The 23,126-nt window shown below is 66.0% G+C and carries 26 protein-coding genes and 1 pseudogene; 11 read left to right on the top strand and 16 right to left on the bottom strand.

Annotation, left to right across the window (positions count from 1 at the left end):
- The first annotated feature begins 54 nt into the window (after positions 1-54).
- Positions 55-1,467 carry a sodium:proton antiporter gene (locus tag ABKF58_RS09425; protein ID WP_482584227.1) on the top strand — a complete coding sequence of 471 codons (1,413 nt, stop codon included), beginning with the start codon at positions 55-57 and terminating at the stop codon, positions 1,465-1,467.
- Positions 1,468-1,533: 66 nt separating this feature from the next.
- On the opposite strand, the gene coq7 is transcribed toward ABKF58_RS09425, so the two are convergent.
- On the bottom strand, positions 1,534-2,154 hold the full coding sequence (gene coq7 / locus ABKF58_RS09420; RefSeq protein WP_294865383.1) for a 2-polyprenyl-3-methyl-6-methoxy-1,4-benzoquinone monooxygenase: 621 nt from the start codon (positions 2,152-2,154) through the stop codon (positions 1,534-1,536).
- A 134-nt stretch (positions 2,155-2,288) separates the two neighbouring features.
- On the opposite strand from coq7, the gene ppa reads away from it, so the two are divergent.
- A complete protein-coding gene (gene ppa / locus ABKF58_RS09415; RefSeq protein WP_008954955.1) occupies positions 2,289-2,822 on the top strand; it encodes an inorganic diphosphatase in 534 nt (177 codons plus the stop codon).
- 456 nt (positions 2,823-3,278) lie between these two features.
- Positions 3,279-4,019, top strand: a complete 741-nt coding sequence (locus ABKF58_RS09410) for a 6-phosphogluconate dehydrogenase (protein ID WP_482584226.1) — start codon at positions 3,279-3,281, stop codon at positions 4,017-4,019.
- Positions 4,020-4,234: 215 nt separating this feature from the next.
- Here the strand turns inward: ABKF58_RS09410 and ABKF58_RS09405 are convergent, their stop codons facing one another.
- Complete coding sequence (locus ABKF58_RS09405) at positions 4,235-4,783, bottom strand: phasin family protein (RefSeq protein WP_008954953.1); 549 nt, start codon at positions 4,781-4,783, stop codon at positions 4,235-4,237.
- Positions 4,784-5,141: 358 nt separating this feature from the next.
- Between ABKF58_RS09405 and minC the strand changes: the two genes are divergently transcribed.
- From minC to ABKF58_RS09385, 4 genes are read left to right on the top strand one after another with little or no spacing between them, the layout of a single operon-like run.
- Positions 5,142-5,849 carry a septum site-determining protein MinC gene (minC, locus tag ABKF58_RS09400; protein WP_482584225.1) on the top strand — a complete coding sequence of 236 codons (708 nt, stop codon included), beginning with the start codon at positions 5,142-5,144 and terminating at the stop codon, positions 5,847-5,849.
- A 37-nt stretch (positions 5,850-5,886) separates the two neighbouring features.
- On the top strand, positions 5,887-6,699 hold the full coding sequence (gene minD, locus ABKF58_RS09395; protein WP_482584224.1) for a septum site-determining protein MinD: 813 nt from the start codon (positions 5,887-5,889) through the stop codon (positions 6,697-6,699).
- Positions 6,700-6,702: 3 nt separating this feature from the next.
- Positions 6,703-6,966: a cell division topological specificity factor MinE gene (gene minE, locus ABKF58_RS09390; protein WP_008954950.1), complete on the top strand. Its 264-nt coding sequence runs from the start codon at positions 6,703-6,705 to the stop codon at positions 6,964-6,966.
- Positions 6,967-6,969: 3 nt separating this feature from the next.
- The gene (locus ABKF58_RS09385; RefSeq protein WP_014088193.1) at positions 6,970-7,908 is read left to right on the top strand and encodes a LysR substrate-binding domain-containing protein; all 939 of its coding nucleotides are present in this window, start codon (positions 6,970-6,972) and stop codon (positions 7,906-7,908) included.
- Positions 7,909-8,173: 265 nt separating this feature from the next.
- On the opposite strand, the gene ABKF58_RS09380 is transcribed toward ABKF58_RS09385, so the two are convergent.
- The gene (locus ABKF58_RS09380) at positions 8,174-9,322 is read right to left on the bottom strand and encodes an aminotransferase-like domain-containing protein (protein ID WP_482584223.1); all 1,149 of its coding nucleotides are present in this window, start codon (positions 9,320-9,322) and stop codon (positions 8,174-8,176) included.
- 77 nt (positions 9,323-9,399) lie between these two features.
- Between ABKF58_RS09380 and ABKF58_RS09375 the strand changes: the two genes are divergently transcribed.
- Entirely contained in the window at positions 9,400-9,837 is a 438-nt protein-coding gene (locus tag ABKF58_RS09375) for a MarR family winged helix-turn-helix transcriptional regulator (RefSeq protein ID WP_008954947.1), read from the top strand.
- 98 nt (positions 9,838-9,935) lie between these two features.
- Here ABKF58_RS09375 and ABKF58_RS09370 read toward each other — a convergent pair whose 3' ends face one another.
- On the bottom strand, positions 9,936-10,457 hold the full coding sequence (locus ABKF58_RS09370; RefSeq protein ID WP_482584222.1) for a cytochrome b/b6 domain-containing protein: 522 nt from the start codon (positions 10,455-10,457) through the stop codon (positions 9,936-9,938).
- A gap of 141 nt (positions 10,458-10,598) precedes the next feature.
- Between ABKF58_RS09370 and ABKF58_RS09365 the strand changes: the two genes are divergently transcribed.
- The 3 genes from ABKF58_RS09365 (at position 10,599) to ABKF58_RS09355 (ending at position 12,748) form a co-directional block, all read left to right on the top strand.
- On the top strand, positions 10,599-11,009 hold the full coding sequence (locus tag ABKF58_RS09365) for a DUF1924 domain-containing protein (protein WP_482584221.1): 411 nt from the start codon (positions 10,599-10,601) through the stop codon (positions 11,007-11,009).
- A gap of 9 nt (positions 11,010-11,018) precedes the next feature.
- Positions 11,019-11,507 carry a diheme cytochrome c gene (locus tag ABKF58_RS09360; protein WP_482584220.1) on the top strand — a complete coding sequence of 163 codons (489 nt, stop codon included), beginning with the start codon at positions 11,019-11,021 and terminating at the stop codon, positions 11,505-11,507.
- A 101-nt stretch (positions 11,508-11,608) separates the two neighbouring features.
- Positions 11,609-12,748 (top strand): cation diffusion facilitator family transporter, encoded by a 1,140-nt coding sequence (locus ABKF58_RS09355; protein ID WP_482584219.1) that lies wholly within the window; start codon positions 11,609-11,611, stop codon positions 12,746-12,748.
- A gap of 69 nt (positions 12,749-12,817) precedes the next feature.
- Here ABKF58_RS09355 and greB read toward each other — a convergent pair whose 3' ends face one another.
- From greB to ABKF58_RS09295, 12 genes and pseudogenes are all read right to left on the bottom strand, one after another.
- Positions 12,818-13,375, bottom strand: coding sequence for a transcription elongation factor GreB (gene greB, locus ABKF58_RS09350; RefSeq protein WP_294865364.1), 558 nt, complete (start codon positions 13,373-13,375; stop codon positions 12,818-12,820).
- 243 nt (positions 13,376-13,618) lie between these two features.
- Positions 13,619-14,566: a 23S rRNA pseudouridine(2605) synthase RluB gene (gene rluB / locus ABKF58_RS09345; RefSeq protein ID WP_294865529.1), complete on the bottom strand. Its 948-nt coding sequence runs from the start codon at positions 14,564-14,566 to the stop codon at positions 13,619-13,621.
- A 545-nt stretch (positions 14,567-15,111) separates the two neighbouring features.
- Complete coding sequence (gene scpB / locus ABKF58_RS09340) at positions 15,112-15,735, bottom strand: SMC-Scp complex subunit ScpB (RefSeq protein WP_008954940.1); 624 nt, start codon at positions 15,733-15,735, stop codon at positions 15,112-15,114.
- A 92-nt stretch (positions 15,736-15,827) separates the two neighbouring features.
- Positions 15,828-16,683: pseudogene (locus tag ABKF58_RS09335) on the bottom strand (segregation and condensation protein A).
- Positions 16,684-16,937: 254 nt separating this feature from the next.
- Positions 16,938-18,134 carry a tryptophan--tRNA ligase gene (locus tag ABKF58_RS09330; RefSeq protein ID WP_482584218.1) on the bottom strand — a complete coding sequence of 399 codons (1,197 nt, stop codon included), beginning with the start codon at positions 18,132-18,134 and terminating at the stop codon, positions 16,938-16,940.
- Between the two features lie 120 nt (positions 18,135-18,254).
- A complete protein-coding gene (locus tag ABKF58_RS09325) occupies positions 18,255-18,893 on the bottom strand; it encodes a site-2 protease family protein (RefSeq protein ID WP_008954937.1) in 639 nt (212 codons plus the stop codon).
- A 120-nt stretch (positions 18,894-19,013) separates the two neighbouring features.
- Complete coding sequence (locus ABKF58_RS09320) at positions 19,014-19,634, bottom strand: L-threonylcarbamoyladenylate synthase (protein ID WP_482584217.1); 621 nt, start codon at positions 19,632-19,634, stop codon at positions 19,014-19,016.
- A gap of 22 nt (positions 19,635-19,656) precedes the next feature.
- Complete coding sequence (locus ABKF58_RS09315) at positions 19,657-20,511, bottom strand: 3',5'-nucleoside bisphosphate phosphatase (protein ID WP_482584216.1); 855 nt, start codon at positions 20,509-20,511, stop codon at positions 19,657-19,659.
- 1 nt (position 20,512) lies between these two features.
- Positions 20,513-20,704, bottom strand: a complete 192-nt coding sequence (locus ABKF58_RS09310; RefSeq protein ID WP_014088205.1) for an oxidoreductase-like domain-containing protein — start codon at positions 20,702-20,704, stop codon at positions 20,513-20,515.
- The gene (locus ABKF58_RS09305) at positions 20,697-20,918 is read right to left on the bottom strand and encodes an RNA-binding S4 domain-containing protein (protein ID WP_008954933.1); all 222 of its coding nucleotides are present in this window, start codon (positions 20,916-20,918) and stop codon (positions 20,697-20,699) included. Before ABKF58_RS09305 ends, ABKF58_RS09310 begins: the two co-directional genes overlap by 8 nt.
- Before the next feature lie 200 nt (positions 20,919-21,118).
- A complete protein-coding gene (locus tag ABKF58_RS09300; protein WP_482584215.1) occupies positions 21,119-21,673 on the bottom strand; it encodes an AAA family ATPase in 555 nt (184 codons plus the stop codon).
- Between the two features lie 443 nt (positions 21,674-22,116).
- Positions 22,117-23,124: an asparaginase gene (locus ABKF58_RS09295; protein ID WP_482584214.1), complete on the bottom strand. Its 1,008-nt coding sequence runs from the start codon at positions 23,122-23,124 to the stop codon at positions 22,117-22,119.
- Between the last annotated feature and the right edge of the window lie 2 nt (positions 23,125-23,126).

Below are 23,126 nucleotides of genomic sequence, written 5' to 3'. Positions count from 1 at the left end.
ACACTGGCGCTCTTTTTCCAGAACAACGCCATAACCATACAGGGGACACTCTCCATGCTCTCACTCCTCTTCCGCAGAGGGGCGCTGGCCTGGCTGCTGGGGACGCTGCCGCTCGTGGCCCACGCCGGCGTCAACGGCGCCGAGCTCACCACGCTCTGGGCCGTGCCGTTCGCCGGCCTGCTGCTGTCGATCGCCATCCTGCCGCTGCTGGCCCCGGGCCTGTGGCACCACCACTTCGGCAAGATCGCCGCCGGCTGGGCGCTGCTGTTCGTCGTGCCGTTCGCGCTGCAGCACGGTAGCGGCGCCACCGGCCATGAACTCTTGCACACGCTGCTGCTGGAATATCTGCCGTTCATCATCCTGCTGGTGGCGCTGTTCACCGTGGCGGGCGGCATCTACCTGCGCGGCAACCTGCACGGCTCGCCGCTGGTCAATACCACGCTCCTCGGGATTGGCACCGTGCTGGCCAGCTTCACCGGCACCACCGGTGCCTCGATGCTGCTGATCCGCCCGCTCTTGCGCGCCAACGACAACCGCCGCCACAAAACCCACGTCGTGGTGTTTTTCATCTTCCTGGTCGCCAACATCGGCGGCTCGCTCACGCCGCTGGGCGACCCGCCGCTGTTCCTGGGCTTCCTCAAGGGCGTCAGCTTCGGCTGGACCCTGCGGCACCTGCTGCCGCTGATGGCCTTCGCCAGCGCGATCCTGCTGGTGCTGTTCTACCTGCTCGACCGCCACTACTACCACAAGGAAGAAAACCTGCCGCCGCTGGCGGACCCGACCCCGGATTCGAAGCTGCGCCTGGAAGGCAGCATCAACCTGTTGCTGCTGGGTGCGATCGTCGGCGCGGTGTTGGTGTCCGGCACCTGGAAGCCGGGTATCAACTGGACCATCGGCGGCCTGGAGATCGAGCTGCAGAGCGTGGTGCGCGACGTGCTGCTGTTGGGGATCGCGGCGCTGTCGCTGGCGCTGACGCCGGGTCGCTGCCGCGCCGCCAACGCCTTCAACTGGGGGCCGATGCTGGAGGTGGCCAAGCTGTTCGCCGGCATCTTCGTCACTATGATCCCGGTACTGGCGATGCTCAAGGCCGGCTCGGCCGGGGCCTTCGGCAATCTGGTGGCCATGGTCAACGACGGCAGTGGCGCGCCGCTCAACCCGGCCTACTTCTGGCTGACCGGCGCGCTGTCGAGCTTCCTCGACAACGCACCGACCTATCTGGTGTTCTTCAACCTCGCCGGCGGCGAGCCCGGCCAGCTGATGACCACGCTGGCACCGACACTGACCGCGATCTCGGCCGGCGCGGTGTTCATGGGGGCCAACAGCTATATCGGCAACGCCCCCAACTTCATGGTCAAGGCCATCGCCGAGGAGCGCGGCGTGGCGATGCCGTCGTTCTTCGGTTACATTGGCTGGTCGCTGGCCATCCTGATCCCGGTGTTCCTGCTGGTGACGCTGCTGTTCTTCTGAATCCCGGCCGCGCCACGTAAAACGGGCTGCCTGAGCAGCCCGTTTTTCCTTGCCGTTACGACAAGATCACAGCCGGTAGCTGGCCGAGGTCATCACCTTGGAGGTCAGCTTCATCAGGCCGCGCACCGGCAAGGGCAGCTTGGCGGCGCCGTGCTCGTGCGCCATCTCGGCGTGGCGCACTTCGTCGTCGCGCATCTGCTTGACGATGGCGCGGCTCTTCTCATCCTGTTCCGGCAGGTCTTTCAGGTGGCCGTTCAGATGCGCCTCGACCTGGTATTCGGTCTCTTCCAGAAAGCCCAGGTTCCACTTGTCGCCCAACAGCCCGGCGGCGACACCGATGGCCAGCGAGCCGGTGTACCACAGCGGGTTGAACACGCTGGGATGGCCGCCCAGCTCGCGGATGCGGCTCTCGGTCCAGGCCAGGTGCTCCACTTCCTCGAAGGCGGCATGCTTGAGCGCCTCGCGCGCGGCCTCGTTGCGCGCGGTCAGCGCCTGCCCCTGGTACAAGGCCTGGGCGCACACCTCGCCACAGTGGTTGACACGCATCAGGCCCAGCGCGTGGCGCTTTTCCTGCTCGCTCATCTCGGCTTCGGGCATGCCGGCATCCGGGTGCGGACGGGCGCTGGCGGCCGGGGCAAACAGGGTACGCACCCCCTTGTCGAATTCGATGATCAGCTTGTCCAGCATGGTGTGGCGTCCCGCTTGTAGCAAAAAGAAGCGTTGGATTATACCTTGGCGCCCCGCAAGCGACGACGGCTTGCTGTTATAATCGCGGGATAATTCGGCAAATGTGTTCAACGCTCAACCAAAGGACCTCCCAGATGAATCTCGACCGCATCGCCCCCGGCAAGGACATGCCCAACGACATCAACGTGGTGATCGAAATCTCCGCCAACAGCGCCCCGATCAAGTACGAGTTCGACAAGGACTCCGGCGCCATCTGCGTTGACCGTTTCATGGGCACCTCGATGTTCTACCCGGCCAACTACGGTTTCGTGCCGCAAACGCTCGCCGGCGACGGCGATCCGGTGGACGTGCTGGTGGTGACCCCGTTCCCGCTGCCGCCGGGCGTGCTGGTGCGCTGCCGTGCGCTGGGTCTGATCAAGATGGAAGACGATGGCGGCGTGGACGCCAAGCTGGTGGCCGTGCCGGTCGAGAAGCTGTGCCCGATGTACAAGTCGATCCAGCAACTGGAAGACCTGCCGGAACTGTTGCGCAACCAGATGGTGCACTTCTTCCAGCACTACAAGGACCTGGAGCCGGGCAAGTGGGTGAAGATCCAGGGCTGGGGCACGCGCGAAGACGCCACCAAGGAACTGGTGGAAGGCATCGAGCGTTACAAGCAGGAAGGCTGAGCCCTCCTCTGAACGACCAGCAAGCCGGCGATTCGCCGGCTTTGTTGTTTCCGCTGGCCGCTTCGGCCAACGTGCCGGTGACACCCATACCGCTGCGCGGCCGACAACGATACCCCCGCTGGCGCAGCATCCCGAACCGTCCCCGTCGCACGCCATCCGCCATGACGGCGCCAGGCGATACTTCGCGCAGCGGCTGGCACGCTCGTCGTTGCGGCGCGAAAGACAGGATGCGCTCACCACCACCCTCTCTCTCGCCGGCAAGTGGCAGTTATAGCTAAAGGGACTCGGCGCCGGCTATTTGTCGCTTTCGCTGGCCCAGCCCTACGTGGATAATGGGTAACTGATCGTGAAACGCGTCGAAGACGGCAAGGAGCCACAACCTGACAGGGCACTGGGCTGGTTCATCCCGTGCCTCATGCAGACCCTCGACTCCGCGCCCCTGACGTCTTGAGAAGCATGCAAATCATCACGCTCGGTAACGAGCCCTACCTCGAATGGATTCGACGCCGCCTGACGGCGCAGGGGTTCGGCTTGCCGGCCGAGCCCTTCCCCTCCCCGCCGGCTTCCGACGCTTTTGCCGCCGACTGGCAGGCGCTGCAGTACGGCGGCGTGCTGCTGGACCTGAAGCGCGCCACCCCGGACAGCTGTGCCGCCCGGGAACGGCACTGCCGGGAGTTCGGGCTGGGCTACGTCGACGTGGCGGCCAACTGGCAAGCCCCGGGAGTGCAGCAAGGCTTCGCCCTGTTCGTGGGCGGCTCGGACCGCGCGCTGGACGGTGCCGTGCCGGTGCTGGATGCGCTGGCGCCCTTGCCGGGTGCCTGGCTGCACTGCGGCCCCGCCGGCAGCGGCCATTTCGTGGCTACGGTATTCGAGGCGCTGAGTTACGCCTTCGGCTTGCTGCTGCAGGCGGGCTGGACCGCCCCCGGCGAAACGCCGCGCCCACCGGACTGGAACCATTTCTTCAGCCAGCAAAAGGAGCTGGCCGCCAACCTGTTGCAACTGTCCCGGCTCTACCTGGCGCAGCACCCGCCGCAGCAGGAAGCACACGATCCCTGGCAATTGCTGGCACACTTTGCCCTGCCCGCCTACCAGCAAAGCCACTACGCCCTGATCCTGGCCCAGCTGATCGAGCTGGCACTGGGCCAGGGTCTCGCCCTGCAGGCCATCTTCGACTCCCTCAGCCAGCCACGCCCATAAAAAAACCCGCCTTGCGGCGGGTTTCCAGGCTGCTGCCAACGTATCCTGTCGAGACGCTACCGGACCCGGCAAAGCCGGACCGCTCCCGATACGTTATTGCCTCCACAGCCTTCCCGTTTACACGACAAACCCCTTCCGCTGCGCGAAAGGGGTTTGTCAAAATCAAAAACCCGCCTTGCGGCGGGTTTTTTTGCTTCGGAGCGGTGCCAGCCCGATCAGGCCTTCTTGGCAACGGCAGCGGAAGCGACCTTGGCGGACTTGGTCGCAGCCTGCACACCGGCTTCGGCTAGTTCGCTGCCGACTTTCTTAGCGGTCTGCGACACGCTTTCGAAGGCGGCGTTGGACGAGGTCACGAAGTTTTTCAGCGCGCTGACGGCAACATCGGAACCGGCCGGAGCGTTCTTGGCCAGCTTGTCGATGGTGGACAGCACGGCCTTGTTGGACTCGGCAACCTGCTCTTCGACGAAGGCGGTCAGTTCGCCCTGGGTGGTCACCGCGGCGTCGTACACGCTGCGGGCGGCAACGAAGGCCTTGTCCAGGGCCGGCTGAGCCAGACCTGCCGGCAGCTCGACCAGAGCCTTCGGATCCTTGATGTCGACCAGGGTCTTGAACAGCTGGGCGTTTTCGGCCAGCACCTTGCGGCTCAGGTCGAACTGCAGAGCGGCGAAACGCTCGGCGCTGCCCAGCAAGAGGGAAGACAGGCGTACAGCTTTATCGAATTGCGCCTGTCCAAGAGCGGTCAGTTCTTGAGTAGTAGTAAACATAATGACTCCTGAATAGTTGGGAAGTAACCCAGCGACAACAGCAACAAACCCTGTACCTCTGTCGCATTGTGCGATGCAGCAATTGCACTTTAACCAAAGCCTGCCTTCCGGTCAACCTGTTTGTTGCATTGCACAATCTACTAAGCCCCTAATCTGTTGGGTTTTTTGCAACACTCCAGACGGCAAAAAACCCCGGCAGCGGGGCATGAGGGCATGACAGTATCACAACACGTGAGCATTACAAATCCATGACGGCAGCACACCCGCCAGAGCGTGCGACTTTCATTGAAAGCCCCGCCGCAAGCCAGTACACTCGCCTTCATAGAAGAAATCTATCTTTAGGTATTATTACAGCGACATGAGCCAGACGGCGAACACCTACGACATCAAATCGGCCAGCCTCGACGTGCTGGCCTTCGTACTGCGCAGCAACCATCTCGACGAGCTGACCCTGGCACTGGAAAGCCGCTTCGGCAACCGCGCCAAACCTTCCGCCGCCGAAGCCGTGGTGCTCGACGTGGCCGCGCTCGACAACCCCGCCGACCTCGCCCTCGACCACGTGCTGTCCCTGCTCGGCCACTACGGCTTCCGCGCCGTGGCGCTGCGCCACCCGGACCCGGCACTCGAGGCGCTGGCACACCGCTTCGGCCTGGCCCACGTCACCGGCCAGGTGATCGCCAGCAAGCCGGCGGCCAACGAGGCACCGGCGGCGCCGGAGGGCCTCGCCAGCGCCCCGACGATGATCATCGACCGCCCGGTCCGGGCCGGCCAGCAGATCTATGCCAAGGGCGGCGATCTGGTGGTGCTGGCGATGGTCAGCGCCGGTGCCGAAGTGATCGCCGACGGCAACATCCACGTCTACGCCCCGCTGCGCGGCCGCGCCCTGGCCGGCGCGCGCGGCAATACTGCGGCGCGCATCTTCACGCAATGCATGGAAGCTGAACTGGTGTCGATCGCCGGCGTCTATCGAACCATCGAGCAGGCGTTGCCCGACAGCATCCGCGGCAAGCCGGCTCAGGTCTTCCTCGAGAACGAGCGCCTGGTGATCACCGCGCTCGGCGAATAACGAACACTCCATCACTGGTTAATTCAAGGGAATCATCGTGGCAAAAATCATCGTCGTGACATCCGGCAAGGGCGGCGTCGGCAAGACCACCACCAGCGCCAGCTTCGCTTCCGGGCTGGCCCTGCGCGGCCACAAGACCGTGGTCATCGATTTCGACGTCGGTCTCAGAAACCTCGACCTGATCATGGGCTGCGAGCGGCGCGTGGTGTACGACCTGATCAACGTGGTCAACAACGAGGCCACGCTGAACCAGGCGCTGATCAAGGACAAGAACTGCGACAACCTGTACGTGCTGCCGGCCTCGCAGACCCGCGACAAGGATGCGCTGACCGAAGAAGGCGTGGAAAAGGTGCTGAACGAGCTGGCCACGATGAACTTCGACTTCATCGTCTGCGATTCGCCGGCCGGCATCGAGAAGGGCGCGCTGATGGCGCTCTACTTCGCCGACGAGGCGCTGATCGTGACCAACCCGGAAGTGTCGTCGGTGCGCGACTCCGACCGCATCCTCGGCATCCTGTCGTCCAAGTCGCGCCGTGCCATCGAGGGCCGTGAACCGGTCAAGGAACACCTGCTGATCACGCGCTATTCGCCGAGCCGCGTGGAAAAGGGCGAGATGTTGTCGGTCGACGACGTCAAGGAAATCCTGCGCGTGTCGCTCTTGGGGGTGATCCCGGAATCGCAGGTGGTGCTGCAGGCTTCCAACTCGGGCACGCCGGCCATCCACCTCAAGGGGACCGATGCCTCCGAGGCCTACGCCGACGTGGTGTCGCGCTTCCTCGGCGAGGATCGCCCGATGCGTTTCCTCGACGTCCCGAAGGTTGGGCTCCTCAAACGACTGTTCGGAGGCTAAGCCATGTCGCTGATGGACATTTTGTTCGGCAGCAAGCGCAAGAAATCGGCCGAGGTGGCGCGTGAGCGCCTGCAGATCATCCTGGCTCACGAGCGCAACGGCCGTGCCGGCGCCCCGGACTACCTACCGGCATTGCAGCGCGAGCTGATGGAGGTGATCTCGCGCTACGTGGCGGTCAACCTGGACGACATCAAGGTCAACCTCGAGCGCCAGGACAACTTCGAGGTGCTGGAGGTCAACATCGTGTTGCCGGAGCACGAACGCTAAGCCATGACGCTGACCGAACTGCGTTACATCGTGGCGGTGGCGCGCGAGCGCCACTTCGGCCGCGCGGCCCAGAGCTGCTATGTCAGCCAGCCGACGCTGTCGATCGCCATCAAGAAGCTGGAGGACGAACTGGGCATCACCCTGTTCGAACGCGGCGGCCCCGAGGTGGCGGTGACCGATATCGGCGAGCGCGTGATCGAGCAGGCCCAGCGCGTGCTGGAAGAAGCGGAGACGGTGAAGCGACTGGCCGGCGAACACCAGAACGAGCTGGTGGGGCCGCTCAAGCTGGGGGTGATCTTCACCATCAGCCCTTACCTGCTGCCCAAGCTGATCCCGGCGCTGCGCATCCTGGCCCCGGACATGCCGCTGATTCTCGAGGAGAACTACACGGCGCGTCTGGCCGAGATGCTCAAGCGCGGCGAAGTCGACGCCATCATCGTGGCCGACCCGTTCGAGGAGCCCGGCACCGTGGCCTACCCGCTCTACGACGAGCCGTTCGTGGTGGCCACGCCGAAGGGGCATCCGTGGGAGAAACAGCCGATGGTGCGCCCCAGCCAGTTGGCGGAGGAAAGCGTGTTGCTGCTCAACCAGGGCAACTGCTTCCGCGACCAGGTGCTGCAGTCGTGCAGCGAGCTGGCCACGCGCCAGCACCAGTCCGGCAGCCTGGCCAGCACCCTGCAGGGCAGCTCGCTCAACACCATCCGCCACATGGTGGCGAGCGGCATGGGGGTGACGGTGCTGCCGGCCACCTCGGTCAGCCCGGCCGACGATGCCCTGCTGTCGGTGGTGCCGTTCAGCCTGCCGGCGCCACAACGGCGCGTGATGCTGGTGACGCGCAAGCAGTACTTCCGCCGCAAGGCGGTCACCACGCTGCAGCAGGCGGTGTTCCGTTCCGGCCTGCCGGGCGTCACCATGCTGGAAGAAGACGCACAGCCGGCCTGAGAACCTGTTTTACGATCTGCTGCGCGTCGGCGATACGGCGTTGAAACCGTCTCCGGAATGCTCATTTACCACGTGTAAGCTCCGCTTCCTCAGCCGTTTTTGCCTTGTCTCGCTCTAGCTCGCGAGATCGTAAACAGGCTCTGAGCGAAGACGCCAAAGACGAAAAAGCCTGACCGGAATGCCCCGTCAGGCTTTTTGCTTTTCCATCGGGCGGGGAAGGACGGTGGCTTGCCCCCTTCCCCTGCCCTGACTTGTCTCGCCGGCGTCAACCCGCGCGGATCAGGCCGGCCAGACGTGCGATGCCTTCTTCGATGCGTTCCGGGGTGGCATGGCTGAAGTTGAGCCGCAGATGACCGATGCCGGTGTCCGGATCGGCGTAGAACGCCTCGCCCGGCATGAAGGCGACGTTGTGCTGTTCCAGCGCCGGCTTGAGGAAGGTGCGAGTGTCGCGCTTGTTCTTCAACGTCAGCCAGAAGAACAGGCCCCCTTGCGGCACCTGCCAGTCGGCCAGATCGGCGAAGTGGCGCTCCAGTGCGGCTTGCATCGCATCACGGCCGACCTTGTAGTTCTGCTGCAGACGCTTGAGATGAGCGGGGTAATCACCGCTCTTCAGCCACTGTGCGATGAACCACTGGCCCAGACGGTTGGAATGCAGATCGACCGCCTGTTTCAGCTTGAGCAGATGCGGCATCAGTTCCTTGGAAGCGATCAGGTAGCCAATGCGCAGGCCCGGCGCCAGCGTCTTGGAGAACGAACCGCAGTAGATCCACGGCGCGCTCTTCAAGTGCGTGACCAGCGGAGCCGGTGCGTCGCCGTCGTAGGACAGCGCGCGGTAGGGATCGTCCTCGATCACCGGCAGGTGGGCGTCGTCCAGCACGCGCGCCAGCGCCTGGCGCGTCTCGACGCTGTAGCAGGCGCCGGACGGGTTCTGGAAGGTGGGGATCAGGTAGGCGAGCTTGGCCTTGCTGTCGGCGATAGCGGCCTGCAGCGTGGCGGCCGGCAACTGGCCGTCCTGCTGCTCCACGGTGTGGAACTGCGCGCCGAACAGACGGAACACCTGCAGCGCGGCGAGGTAGGTCGGACCTTCGGTGATCACCGGGGTGCCCGGATCGACGAACAGCTTGGCGGCGAGGTCGAGCGCCTGCTGCGAGCCGGACAGCACCAGCACCTGCGACGCGTCGCAGCTCAGACCGATGCGCGCCACGTCCTTGGCAATCTGCTCGCGCAGCTCCGGTTCGCCCTCGCTGGTGCCGTATTGGGCCAGCGACGGCGGCACGTCGGGAAAGTCCAGCGCCGGCAGGCAGCTGGAAGCCGGCAGGCCGCCGGCGAAGGAAATCACCTCGGGGCGCTGGGCGGCGGCGAGGATTTCGCGGATCAGCGAGCCGCTGAGTCGTTCGATGCGTTCAGAAAACATGCTACCCTCGTAGTGGCTGGACTTATAAATGTCAATTTTTTTGACCCAATTTACGCCTGCACCAGGCCCTCGTCAACATGCCCGACACGCCCGTTTCCCCCGACCTGCGCGCCTCGATGGAGGCCTTCTTCCACGCCTACATGGCATTCACCGCCAAACCCGACGAGATGCTGGCGCGCCGCGGCCTGGCGCGGGTGCACCACCGTATCCTGTTCTTCGTGGCTCACACGCCGGGGCTGAGCGTCAAGGCGCTGCTGGCGGCGCTGGGCGTGACCAAGCAGGCGATCAACATCCCGCTGCGCCAGCTGATGGAGATGGGGCTGGTGGAAGCGCGTGCCGCGGAGCACGACAAGCGGGTGAAGGAGCTGACGCTGACGGCAGAGGGGCGCAAGCTGGAGGAGTCGTTGTACCGCGAGCAGGCGAAGCTGCTGCTGACGGCGTTTGCCGGCGCCGGCAAGGATGCCCACCAGGGCTGGCTCGACGTCAACCTGCTCCTGGCGAGCCACGCCAAGTAGCACACACCGCGCCGCGCGGCGGGAGCGGCCGGGCGCCACGCCCCCTCCCCACACGGCAGCCGGCCAGAACGGCCGGCGACATACGGCGGCCGGCTTTCTCAGGCACGCGAGCGGCGCGCCTGTCCCCGGATCATGGTCAGCACCATGTGGCGGCGATAACACAGCAGGTAGGCGACGTGCAGCCCCGCCAGCAGCAGGGTGAGGTTGGCCGAAGCCTCGTGCACCTCCTTGGCGCTATCGCTCGCCTCGCCTTCCTCACCATCCGCACTCGCCATGGCGGCGTCAGCCGTCTGCGCCGCAGGCAGCCCCAGCACCCGGGCGTTGTCGACCATCATCAGGCCCGATCCCCCGGTCAGCACGGCGCCACTCAACAGCAGCACCGTCAAGAGCTTGCCCAGCAACGGAACACCTCGCGCCTGCCACTGGCCGGCAGTCGGCAGCAACGGCGGAAAGCCGCGGATTTTCGAGAGATGGGCCAGCAAGCGCAGCAGCAGCACCGCGATCAGACCGTAACCCAGCCAGACGTGCAGCAAGCCACCGTCGTCGCCGCTCAGGTAGCCGAACAGGAAGAAGGCCGCGACCAGCCAGTGCAACAAGCGCAAACGATTGAAGGGATTCATGATGCTTCTCCGCCATGTGACCCTGATACGCTAAGGCGGAACGCTTAAGTCGACATTAACCATTGAATCGACAGGGTTTTAAGCGCAACTTAATGCTCCGCGCCTAGGCTGGAAGCTCTTCCTGCTTGCCGGAGTCTGCCCATGTCCCGTCTCTTCCTGCTGTTGCTGGCCGCCAGCCTCGCCCCCCTGGCCCAGGCCGCCTCCTCTCCTGCCGAGCTATTGCAGGGCTACGCCGCGGAAGCGCGCCAGGCCGCGCCGGGGTTCAGCGGCTTTTCCGCTGAACGCGGCAAGGAACTCTACTTCCGCCGCAACACCAAGGATGGCAAGGCGATCAGCTGCGCCAGCTGCCACTCGGACGACCCGCGCCGCAGCGGCATGACGCCGAGCTTCCGCAAGATCGGGCCGATGGCCAGCGCGGTCAATCCGGAGCGCTTCCGCGACCCGGCCAAGGTGGAAAAATGGTTCCGCCGCAACTGCGACGACGTGCTGTCGCGCGCCTGCACCCCGCTGGAAAAGGGCGACTTCCTCACCTTCCTGACTACCCTGCGCTAGGAGACGAACATGCGCTATCTCGCTTCCCTCATTGCCGCTTCCCTGCTGCTGGCCGGCACCACCCACGCCGAGGAACATGAAGGACGCCGTCTGGCCATGCCGGCCAAGGTCAACGCGGCGTGGAAAACCGAGTGCGGCAGCTGCCATATGGCCTACCCGCCGGGCTTGCTGCCCGGCCGCTCGTGGAATGCCCTGATGGACAATCTGCCGCACCATTTCGGCAGCAACGCCTCGCTCGACAAGGGCACCGAGGCGGAAATCCGCCAGTTTCTGCTGTATGCCTCGAGCGACCGCGACACCCGGCCGGCCAAGGCCGCGCCGGGCGAGCGCATCGTCACCCGCATCACCGACACCGCGCGCTTTGCCGACTGGCACGAGGAAGTGCGGGCGGACGTGTTCCGGCGCCAATCGGTGGGCAGCGCGGCCAACTGCATGGCGTGCCATCGCGGCGCGGAACAGGGCAACTTCGACGAGCATCAGGTGCGCATTCCGCGCTGAAGCCGGGCTCGCAGCAGGCAGCCATGCGTCCGGGAAGCGTGTGGCTGTTTTTTTGCGGTATCCTCCTGCCAACGACATACCCGTGGGTTTAGCCATTTCTCATGCACTATCAGGAATCTCATGAAGCCGGCGATGCCGGCGCCCGCAACCAGGCCGTCCAGCGCAGCACCTGGGTCAGCGTGGGTGTCAACCTGCTGCTGACGCTGGCCCAGCTCGCGGCCGGCCTGTTCGCCCATTCCTCGGCGCTGGTGGCCGATGCCATGCACTCGCTGTCGGACCTGCTGGCGGACTTCGTGGTGCTGCTCGCCAACCACCACAGCGCCAAGCCGGAGGACGAGGACCATCACTACGGCCATCGCCGCTACGAGAACGCCGCCTCGCTGGTGCTGGGCGTGCTGCTGCTGGCGGTGGGGCTCGGCATGCTGTGGAACGCCGCCGGCAAGTTCCTCGACCCCCACGCCCTGCCGCAGGTCAAGCCGCTGGCACTGTACGTGGCGCTGGGCAGCCTGTTGGCCAAGGAGCTGCTGTTCCGTTACATGCTGGCGATCGCCAAGCGCGTCGGCTCCAGCCTGCTCATCGCCAACGCCTGGCACGCCCGTTCCGACGCCGCCTCGTCGCTGGTGGTGGCGGTGGGCATCATCGGCAACATGGCGGGCTGGACCTTCCTCGACCCGCTGGCGGCGGCACTGGTGGGCTTCATGATCAGCCGCACCGGCTGGGAGTTCAGCAGCGAGGCGTTCGGCGACCTCACCGACCGCGCGGTGTCGGCCGAGGAACAGCAGGCGATCCGCGCCGAGATCGCCGCCGTGCCGGGGGTGGTGGAAGTCCACGACATGCGCATGCGGCGCATGGGTGACCTCGCCCTGGTGGACGTGCACATCGTGGTGCCGCCCAGCATCAGCGTGTCGGAAGGTCACCAGATCGCGGCATTGGCGCGCCAGCGCGTGCTGGCGGCGCACCCGGTGCTCAACGTCACGGTGCACGTCGACTCCGACCTGAGCCACGCGCCGGTGCGTTACGAGCTGCCGATGCGCCCGGAGCTGGAAGCGCGCCTGAACCGCGCCCTGGGACGCCCGCTGCTCGACAGCGAGACGCTGCAATTGCACTACGCGCCGGACGGCATCCATGCCGTGCTGCTGCTGCCGGCCGCCGACAGCGCGGCCCTGCCGGCTTTGCAGGCCGCCCTGGCGGCGGAGGCGGACATCGTCGCCACCCGCGTCTACCTGCGCCCAGCCGCCTGAACCGTGCCGCAAAGCGCTTCGGCCAACCTCACAAGGTTGGCCGAAGCGGTGATACGGGGTTGCCCGCGCTCAGTCGATGCGCTCGTAGCGCACTTCCAGCACCTCGATGGTTTCCTCTCCGTCCGGGCCGCGAAACACCACCTCGTCGCCTTCGCGCGCCTTGATCAGGCAGCGCGCGATGGGCGAAATCCAGCTGATGTGGCCGCGCGGCAGATCGATTTCGTCGACGCCGACGATACGCAGCAGCTGCTCCGAACCATCGCCACGCAGGATCAGCACGGTGGCGCTGAAGAAGATCTGGTCGGTCGCCTCGCGCGTTTCCGGGTCCACCACTTCGGCGATTTCCAGGCGCTTGGTGAGAAAGCGGATGCGCCGGTCGATCTCGCGGAGGCGGCGCTTGCCGTAGAGATAATCGCCGTTCTCCGAGCGGTCGCCGTTGCTGGCGGCCCAGTTCACCACGTTGACCATCTCCGGCCGCTCGCGGTGCACCAGGTGGTAGAGCTCGTTCTTCAGCCGCTGCCAGCCTTGCGGCGTCAGGTAGTTCTTGGTCGCCGCCGGCAGACGCTGTTCTGGCGGCAGGTCGTCATCGTGCTCGCCGTCGTCTTCCTTGGTAAACGCCTTGCTCATGCCGTAGGGTCTTTCCTGATTCGATGGGTGCAACGGAGGCAATAAAAAACCTCCAACACCCAACGATAGGGCCTTGGAGGCGGGCTTTCAAGTCATACTAGTGGCTCATTGGCGAAACCGGAGCGGGAGGGAGAAATCGTCGTGAGCAACCCCAGGCCGGTTCGAGAAGCACAGCCGTACAGATGGTACGGCGAGCATCACAGGGCCGGGATGGGGATGCGCAGCAGATTTATGCCCCCGCTCTTAGCGGGATTTGGCGCGGCCGGTCACCGTCAGGTCCGACCACTTCATCACCGCCGCCACTTCGGCCGAGTTGAGCTCGTAGAACTGGCCGCGCTTGAGGCGGGCCGGCAGGCCGATGTTGCCGAAGCGCACGCGGATCAGGCGGCTCACGGTGAGGCCGAAGTGTTCGAATATGCGGCGCACTTCGCGGTTGCGGCCTTCCTTGATCACCACGCGGTACCAGTGGTTGACGCCCTCGCCGCCCTGCTCGACGATGCGCTGGAAATGCGCCGGGCCGTCTTCCAGCTCGATGCCGCGCGTCATTTCCTTCATCTGTTCCGGCTCGAGCTGACCCAGTACGCGCACCGCGTACTCGCGCTCGGCTTCGAAGCTCGGGTGCATCAGGCGGTTGGCCAGTTCACCACTGGTGGTGACGATCAGCAGACCGCTGGTATTGACGTCCAGACGCCCAACCGCCACCCAGCGGCTGCTCTTGGCCTGCGGCAGACGGTCGAAGATGGTGACGCGGCCTTCCGGGTCGTCGCGGGTGACCAGCTCACCTTCCTGCTTGTGGTACAGGATCACGCGCGGCAGGCGGTCCGGCCACTTCAGGCGGATCGGGTTACCCTTGGCGGTGACGCGGTCCTGCGGGCCGACGCGGTCGCCCAGCGTGGCTTTCTTGCCATTGACCAGGATCAGCCCGGCCTCGATCCACTCTTCCATCTCGCGGCGCGAGCCGACGCCGGACGCCGCCAGCGCCTTCTGCAGGCGCACCGGCTCGATCTGTTCCATGTCGACGCGGGTGTCGCGCAGGCGCTGGGCGCGGTCGAGGATCTGCTGGTTGGGGTCGCGCACGCGCAGCTTCTTGGCGCGCTCGACCTTGGGTGCGCGCTTGTCCTGCTGGCGAGACGCCGGCTGACGCTCTTCGTTCCAGTCGCGGCGCGGCTCGCCCTGGCCGGCCTGCCCCATGGCCGGCTGACGCTCGTCGCGGCCAGCGTTGCGGTCGCGCTGGCCGAAGCCCTGCTTGCCCTGCTGACCCTGACCGTCACGGCCGAAGGACGGCTGACGCTCGTCGCGGCCGGCGTTGCGGTCGCGCTGGCCGAAGCCCTGCTTGCCCTGTTGGCCCTGACCGTCGCGGCCGAAGGACGGCCGACGCTCGTCGCGGCCGGCGTTGCGGTCGCGCTGGCCGAAGCCCTGCTTGCCTTCCTGCCGCTCGTCGCGGCCGAAGCCCTGCTGACCGCGCTCGTCGCGACGGCCGAACGGCGCCTGCCCCGGCGGCGTGCGATCACGTTGGCCGAAGCCGGGTTTGCTGCGTCCCTGACCCTCCCGGGCTTGGGGCGCCTTGCCGGATGCCGGAGCACCGACGGCTTTGATCAGCGAAGAGCCTCCCGGCTTGCCGCTTCTCGATTGACCGAAACCGCCACGATCCGGCGCCGGCTGGCGCGGTTGCGAGGTTTCACGGCCTTTGACACGCGCCACCGGCTGGCGGGCGTGATTACGCTGTCCTTTAGACATCATCGTTCCTGTTCAATTACGTTGTCCGCCTCGTCGTCGAGGGGCACCGCGTCGGCTTCGCCGACGCTATCAGGCTGGACTTCCGGCAACACCAGCGTGCCAAGATCGGCCAGCGGCGGCAGATCGCGCAACGACACCAGTCCCAGATCATCGAGGAACTTGTGCGTCGTGGCGTACAGCCCCGGCCGGCCGGGCACGTCCTTGTGCCCGATCACCTCCACCCAGCCGCGCTCCAGCAGCGTCTGCATCACGCTGGTGGACACCGAGACGCCGCGGATGGCTTCGATGTCGCCACGCGTCACCGGCTGGCGGTAGGCGACGATGGCCAGCGTCTCCATCACCGCGCGCGAGTAGCGCGGCGGCTTTTCCGGGGTGAGCCGCGCCAGGTACGGCGTGAACTCGGCCCGGGCGCGGAAGCGCCAGCCGGAAGCGAGCTTGACCAGCTCGATCCCGCGTCCCCGCCAGTCCTGCTGGATCTCCGCCAGGAGATCGTTGATCAGTGCCGCCTTGACGTCTTCGGTGAACAGCTTTTTCAGGGCTGATACCGAGAGCGCTTCGGCCGACGTCAACAACGCCGTCTCGAGCACGATCTTCAGGTACTTCAGGTCGGTAATGGTGGACATGAATCAGTGTAGTCCAGAGGGTAAAACGCGGGAAGGTGCGGATTTTACACGGTTTTTTGACAAAAAGATAACCGCTATGACAATGTGGGCCGTTAGACAAGCGCCAGCCGCACGTAGATGGGCTGGTAGGCGGTATCCTGGCTGACCTTGACCAGCCCTTCCTTGACCAGCTCCAGCACCGCGATGAAGTTGACCACCAGGTGCGGCACGCCCAGGGCCAGGTCGAACAGCTCCTCGAACGCCACGTACTCGCGCCCTTCCAGGTAGCGCAGGATCCAGGTCATCTGCGCGCGTACCGACAGCTCGTCCTTCTCCACCTTGTGGTGGCGCGTGTTCCGCGCACGCGACAGGATGGCGAGCCAGTGCCTGGCGCAGGTCGACCGCGCACACCTCGGGGAGGCGCTCTTCCGCCACCTGCTCAATCAGCACCGCCAGCCAGGCGAAGTCGCGGTCGGCCTGCGGCATCTTGTCGAGCTCGAGCGCGGCGAGCTTCATCTGCTCGTATTCCAGCAGCCGTCGCACCAGTTCGGCGCGCGGGTCGTCCGGCTCGCCCTCCTCGTCTTTGGGCGGACGCGGCAGCAGCAGGCGCGACTTGATCTCGATCAGCAGCGCCGCCATCAACAGGTACTCGGCCGCCAGCTCGAACTGCTCGCGCCGCATGGCGTCGATATAGGCCATGTACTGCGCGGTGATCGGCGCCATCGGGATGTCGAGCACGTTGAGGTTCTGCTTGCGGATCAGGTAGAGCAGCAGATCGAGCGGACCCTCGAAGCTCTCCAGGATCACCTGCAAGGCATCGGGCGGGATGAACAGGTCCTGCGGCACTTCCAGCACCGGCTGGCCGAAGACGTGAGCGATCGGGATGCCGGACGGCAGGGCCGGCGCGGTCAGCTCGAACGCGGATGCGCCGTCAGCGGCAGGGGTATCGTTCGGCGTGCGGACGTCCATGGTTACCTAGCGGGGACAGATAAAAAGGGCGAGGAACCCCCCGCCCTTGCCTGATTATTTCGGCCAACAGGCTATAGCTTAGAGCCTGTTTCAGTAGGCAAGCGAGCCAAAGCAGGTTGAGCGGCGCCGGAGCACAGGAACCGGAATGGTCACGCAGTACATGAGGATTCCGCATCACTGAGCGCATCGAAGATGCGCACGCAGTCCGCCGACTCTCAAGATGCAAAGGCGTAGCTGCCTAATGAAATGGGCTCTCAGTAGCCCAGCCCCATCGCTTCCCGTACCTCGCGCATGGTGTCCTGGGCGATCTTGCCGGCGCGGGAGCAGCCGTCGGCGACGATGTCCTTCACCAGCTGCGGGTTGTCGAGGTACTGCTGGGCGCGCTCGAACATCGGCTGCTGCTCCTTCAGCACGCCCTCGATCACCGGCTGCTTGCACTCCAGACAGCCGATGCCGGCGCTGGTACAGCCGGCTTGCACCCACTCGCGCGTGGCGCTGTCGGTGTAGACCTGGTGCAGCTGCCACACCGGGCACTTGGCCGGGTCGCCCGCGTCGGTGCGGCGCACGCGCGCCGGGTCGGTCGGCATGGCGCGGATCTTCTTGCTGACCGCGGCCGGCTCTTCGCGCATGGTGATGGTGTTGCCGTAGGACTTGGACATCTTCTGGCCGTCGAGCCCCGGCATCTTGGAGGCTTCGGTCAGCAGCGCTTCCGCTTCCGGCAGGATGATCTTGCCCTTGTTTTCCAGGTAGCCGAGCAGGCGCTCGCCGTCGACCGCGCCGAGGTTCTGGCTGGCGCCGAGCAGCTCGCGCGCCTTCAACAGCGCTTCGCCGTCGCCGTCCTGCAGGTAGCGCACGCGCAGCTGCTCGAACTCCTTGCCGCTCTTGCCCATCTTCTTCACGGCGGCCTTGGCCAGTTCCTCGAAATTCGGCTCGCGGCCGTAGAGGTGGTTGAAGCGGCGCGCCACTTCGCGCGTCAGCTCGATGTGCGGCACCTGGTCTTCGCCCACCGGCACGCGGCCGGCCTTGTAGATCAGGATGTCGGCGGCCTGCAGCAGCGGGTAGCCGAGGAAGCCGTAGGTGGTCAGGTCCTTGTGGCTCAGCTTGTCGATCTGGTCCTTGTAGGTCGGCACGCGCTCGAGCCAGCCCAGCGGGGTGACCATGGACAGCGCCAGGTGCAGTTCGGCGTGCTGCGGCACCTTGGACTGGATGAAGATGGTGGCCTTCTCCGGGTCGACGCCGGCGGCGAGCCAGTCGATCACCATGTCCCAGATGCTCTTCTCGATGATGCCGACTTCGTCGTAATTGGTGGTCAGCGCGTGCCAGTCGGCCACCATGAACAGGCACTCGTGCTCGTTCTGCAGCGAGGTCCAGTTCTTGATCACGCCATGGTAATGGCCGAGGTGCAGCTTGCCGGTGGGGCGCATGCCGGAGAGAACGCGGTCTGCGAACATGGTCGTCATTCCAGATATTTAGGGTTGGGGGCGTGCCGCAGCGCGCCCCGGAAGGAGTCGGTGCCGGCCGTGATCGGCTAATGATCGCGGCCGCTTCGGCGTGATTTTGCCAGCAAAGCCTTACAGAAGCACGCCCAGCAGCGAGTACATCAGGTTGATGAAGGGCCGCAGGATCGGCGACAGCAGACCGGAGAACACCAGCGCTAGCAGGATCCACAGGCCGTAGGGTTCAAGGCGCGCGTACTTCCACGCCATGCCGGGCGGCAGCAGGCTCTCGAAGATGCGCCCGCCGTCGAGCGGCAGGATCGGCAGCAGGTTGAGCACCATCAGCACGATGTTGATCTGGATGCCGACCTGGCTCATCAGCGCCAGGGGCTCGCTGAAATAGCTGTCGACGTTCAGCGCGAGCTTGAACAGCAGCGCCCACATCAGCGCCATGCCCAGATTGGCCAGCGGGCCGGCCGCCGCCACCCAGCGCGTGCCGACGCGGCGGTTCTTCAGCGCGCCGAAGTTGACCGGCACCGGCTTGGCCCAGCCGAACAGCACGCCGCCGATGACCAGCCCCAGCAGCGGCAGCAGCACCGTGCCGACCGGGTCGATGTGCTTCAGGGGATTGAGCGTCATGCGCCCCATCATGTAGGCGGTGTTGTCGCCGAAGCGCCGCGCCATGTAGGCGTGCGCCGCTTCGTGCAGGGTGATGGCCAGCAGCACCGGCAGCGCGTAGATGGCGATTTTCTGGATGAGGTTGTAGGAATCCATGGTGTTAAAAGGAGGTCCTTCTCGCGAAGAGGGATTGATGAGTGAGAGTAGCGGCCCCCCCTTTCGTTCCGGCCGTCAGGTTGGCCGAAGCCTCGGGGGGCGTGAAAAACATCCCCGCGCTCAGAAGCCGAACAGCGCCGGGTCGCCCTTGCCGCGGCGCACCAGCTCGGCGCCCTCGGTGAGGTCGATCACCGTGGTGGGCTCGGTGCCGCACCAGCCGCCGTCGATCACCAGGTCGACCTGACGCTCCATCCGCTCACGGATTTCATAAGGATCGGTGAGCGCCTCGCTGTCGCCCGGCAAGGACAGGGTACAGGACAGGATGGGCTCGCCCAGCTCGGCCAGCAGCGCCAGCGCCACCGGGTGCTCCGGCACCCTGAGACCGATGGTGGCGCGCTTGGGGTGCAGCGTGCGGCGCGGCACTTCCTTGGTGGCCTGCAGGATGAAGGTGTAGCTGCCCGGCGTGGCGGCCTTGAGCTGACGGAACTGGCTGTTGTCGACGCGGGCGTAGTTGGACAGCTCGGAGAGGTCGGCGCACACCAGTGTCAGGTGATGCTTGAGGTCGAGCTGGCGGATGTCGAGGATACGCTCCATCGCCGCCTTGTCGCCCAGCAGGCAGCCGAGCGCGTAACAGGAATCGGTGGGGTAGACGATCACCCCGCCCGCGCGCAGGATCTTCACCGCCTCGCGGGTCAGACGGGCTTGCGGGTTGTCGGGGTGGATCACGAAGAACTGGGCCATGAGGTTTCCGGTTGGGTCGGGTTCAGGCGAGTACGCGGCCGTTTTCCAGCAGGCGTTGCCACACCGGCCGGCAGATCGGCGGCAGATCGTCGGTGCGGCCGACGTCGCGGCCGCCCTCGCCGGGGGCATGGAAATCGCTGCCGGCACTCGCCAGGAGGTCGTAGCGCTGGGCGATCAGGGCGTACTTGTGCAGATCGTCCAGGCTGTGGCTGCCGCTGGCGACCTCGATCGCTTCGCCGCCGGCATCCTTGAAGTCGAAGATCAGCCGCTCGGTCAGGGTGCGCCCCATGTCGTAGCGGCCGGGATGGGCGATCACCGCGATGCCGCCCGCGCTGCAGATCCAGCCCACGGCATCGGCCAGGCTCGCCCATTCGTGCGGCACGTAGCCCGGCTTGCCAGGGGTCAGGTACTTGCGGAACACGCTGCGCACGTCCTTGACGTGGCCGCTGCTGACCAGATAGCGCGCCACGTGGGTGCGGCCGATCATTTCCAGGTTGTCGCACAGCGCCGAGGCGCCCTCGAAGGCGCCCTCGATACCGACCTTGGCCAGCGACTCGGCCATGGCGCGGGCGCGGTTGATGCGCCCGTCGCGGATGCCCTGCAGCCCGGCGGCCAGGGCGTCGTGGTCCGGGTCGATGCCGAGACCGACGATATGCACGGTGTGCTTGCCCCAGCTGACCGAGATTTCCACGCCGTTGAGGAAGGCCACACCGCAGTCGCGCGCGGTGGCGGCGGCTTCGGCCAGCCCGGCGGTGCAGTCGTGGTCGGTCAGCGCCAACAAGGTGGCGCCGCGCTCGGCACCGCGGCGGATCACCTCGGCCGGCGACAGCGCGCCGTCGGAGAACAACGAGTGGAAATGCAGATCGATGTCGGCCATGTCAGGCTCCGTCGCCGCCGGCCTGGCGCGCCGCTTCGCGCACCTGCCATTCGGCCAGTTTGCGGCGGTAGTCGTTCAGCTCGGTGGTGTAGGTGTCCCACACACACGGCTCGCAGCCGCTGCCGCAGCACATGTCGTCGCTCGGTTCGATGGGCGCCTCCGGCATCGGATCGAACACGTCGTCGTCAGGCATCGGCGGCCTCCACGCGCAGCGTGAAGCCGTCGCCGCTGACGACCTGGCCGGGACGGATCTTGCAGGTCTTGCGCAGCTCGATCTGGCCGTCCACCGACACCAGCCCTTCGGCGATCATGTGCTTGGCCGCGCCGCCGCTATGGGCCACGGCACAGGCCTTGAGCAGGTCGCACAGGGCGATGTATTCACCACGCAATGAGAAGGTTTCGTTCATTTTTTCACATTCGATAGGGACAGGGCTGTGAGCCAGCTGTGGATAGGTGACGCAAGCCCTTCATCGGACAGTCCTTTTTTGGACTGCCCATTTTTTAATCAAGTTTCCAACTCTATCCACGACCGTCCGGGACAGCCTTGTGAGCGAACTGTGGATAGCTTCGCTAAGATGCTGGCCGGCAAGGGGATTTTTCGTTCCGCTTAAATTTTAAGCAATCCGACCTGGCGAATCGCCGTCAGCGCCGCCTCAAGCCGGGCCGTCCCCTGCCCGCGAACCGGCCGTGGCTCCACGCCGGCTCGTTCCAGCGCCGCGCGGTACAGGCCCCACAGCCAGTCGCGCTGATCCGGGTGGCTGCGCAGCGGGTCGGGCTGCCACGGCAGGTCGGGACAGGCCAGCAGCGTCAGCGCGTAATCCCGCGGGCGGTTGAGCGCCGCGAGTTCGGGCGCCGCGCGGCCAAATGCCACCTCGGCCCAGATCACGCAGGTCAGCGCCGTGCTGTCGCACACCAGCACCTCGGCGTGGCGTGCCGCTTCGGCCTCGCGCGCCAGCTGGCCGCGCGCGATGGCCAGCACGTCGTGCGGCGTCGGCGCGTAAACACGCTCGGCGTAATAGTCGCGGGCGTATTCGTCCACGCAGCATGCCGCCACACCGGCCCCGTTCAGGCTCGCCGTCAGCGCCTGCGCCAGCGTGCTCTTGCCGCAGGACTCGGGGCCGACGATGGCCAGACGCAAGGGAGGCGGAGGGTATGCCGTCATAATAGAGTGGGCTAAACGGCCATTATACGGCGGCTTGGGGATAATCCGGAAATTCTCACAGACTGCGGGGACAGCGCTGTGGGCGAGCTGTGGACAAGCGGGCTAAGCCCATGACGGGGAACGCTTTTGCATGGGCTGATCATTTTTTAGTCAATCCTGCCGGTGCAGGGGCGGCAGAAGGCCCCCGGCGAGCCCCGCCAGCACAGGGCCCGATCCCCTGTCGCTGGCGTTGCCACGGCGCCCTGGCGGCCGGTCGGTGCCCGTCGCCGTGCCGTCCCCACCGCCGCAAGAGCCGGGCCGGCGCCGAGGGGATCTTCGCACTCCGGGGTGCTCGCACCGTTCCGGCCGGCACCCGCAACGATTCGCCAACGGCCACGATACGGCGCTCTCGCCCAAGAAAAAGGCGCGGACTTGCGCGCCTTTTTTCGCCGGCGGCTTTGGTGTCAGCCCGGCTGCACGCTCATCTCGCCCGCCAGCGCACACTGCATCGCCGCACGCCGTTGTTCCGGCGACAGCGCCTGCGAGCACAATACGGTCAGCTTGGCGACGGCGGCTTCCGGCGTCAGGTCGGCCCCGGCCACGGCACCGGCCCGCGCCAGCGGTTGGCTGGCGGCGTAGGCCCCCACTTCGACCGCGCCGTGCACCACCTGGCTGATGTTGACGACCACCGTCCCTGCCGCCGAGGCCTGGGCCACGCCGGCGAGCAGCGCGGCATCGGTCGGGGCGTTGCCGTTGCCATAGCTCATCAGCACCGCGCCATCGAGCCGGGCTTCGGCCAACGTTTGCCCGATCAGCGCGGTGCCGGCGCCCGGGGTCAGGAACAACGCCGCCACGCGGACGTCTTCGCGCAGCGTGACCGGCGTGAATGCGCCCTGCTGCGCCCGCCAGTGCTGGCGCTGCCAGTCGGCCTTGATGCCGAAGTGCGCCAGCGGCGGCGCGTTGGGCGAATCGAACCCGGCAAAGCTGGCGGCGTCGAGCTTGCGCGCGCGACAGCCCTGCAGCAGCAGGCGGTCGAAGGCGATGGCCACTTCGCACAGGTCGGGTTGGCTGGCGGCTTCCAGCGCGTCGGCCAGGTTGCTCCAGCCGTCCGAACGCGGATGCACCAGCGGCAGTTGCGAGCCGGTCACCACCACCGGCTTGCCCAGGCCTTGCAAGGCGAAGGCCAGCACCGACGCGGTGTAGGCCATGGTGTCGGTGCCGTGGATCACCACGAAGCCATCGTAGGCGTCGTAACGGTCGGCGATATCGCCGATGATGCGGTTCCAGTGCGCCGGCGTGATCGCCGACGAATCGATCAGTTCGGGGTATTCCACCACGTCGAAGGCGAGCTCGGCGCTGTGGAAACGTTCCAGCAGGCGCGGCAGCAGGCCGGGCACCGGCGCCAGGCCGTCCGGGGTGTGGTCCATGCCGATGGTGCCACCGGTATACAGCACGAGCAGGCGTCGAGTCATTG

Source organism: Pseudogulbenkiania sp. AW2-16 (genome assembly GCF_056824575.1).
Note: the sequence above shows the minus strand (reverse complement) of the source record. Positions and strands in the feature narration are given on the sequence as shown.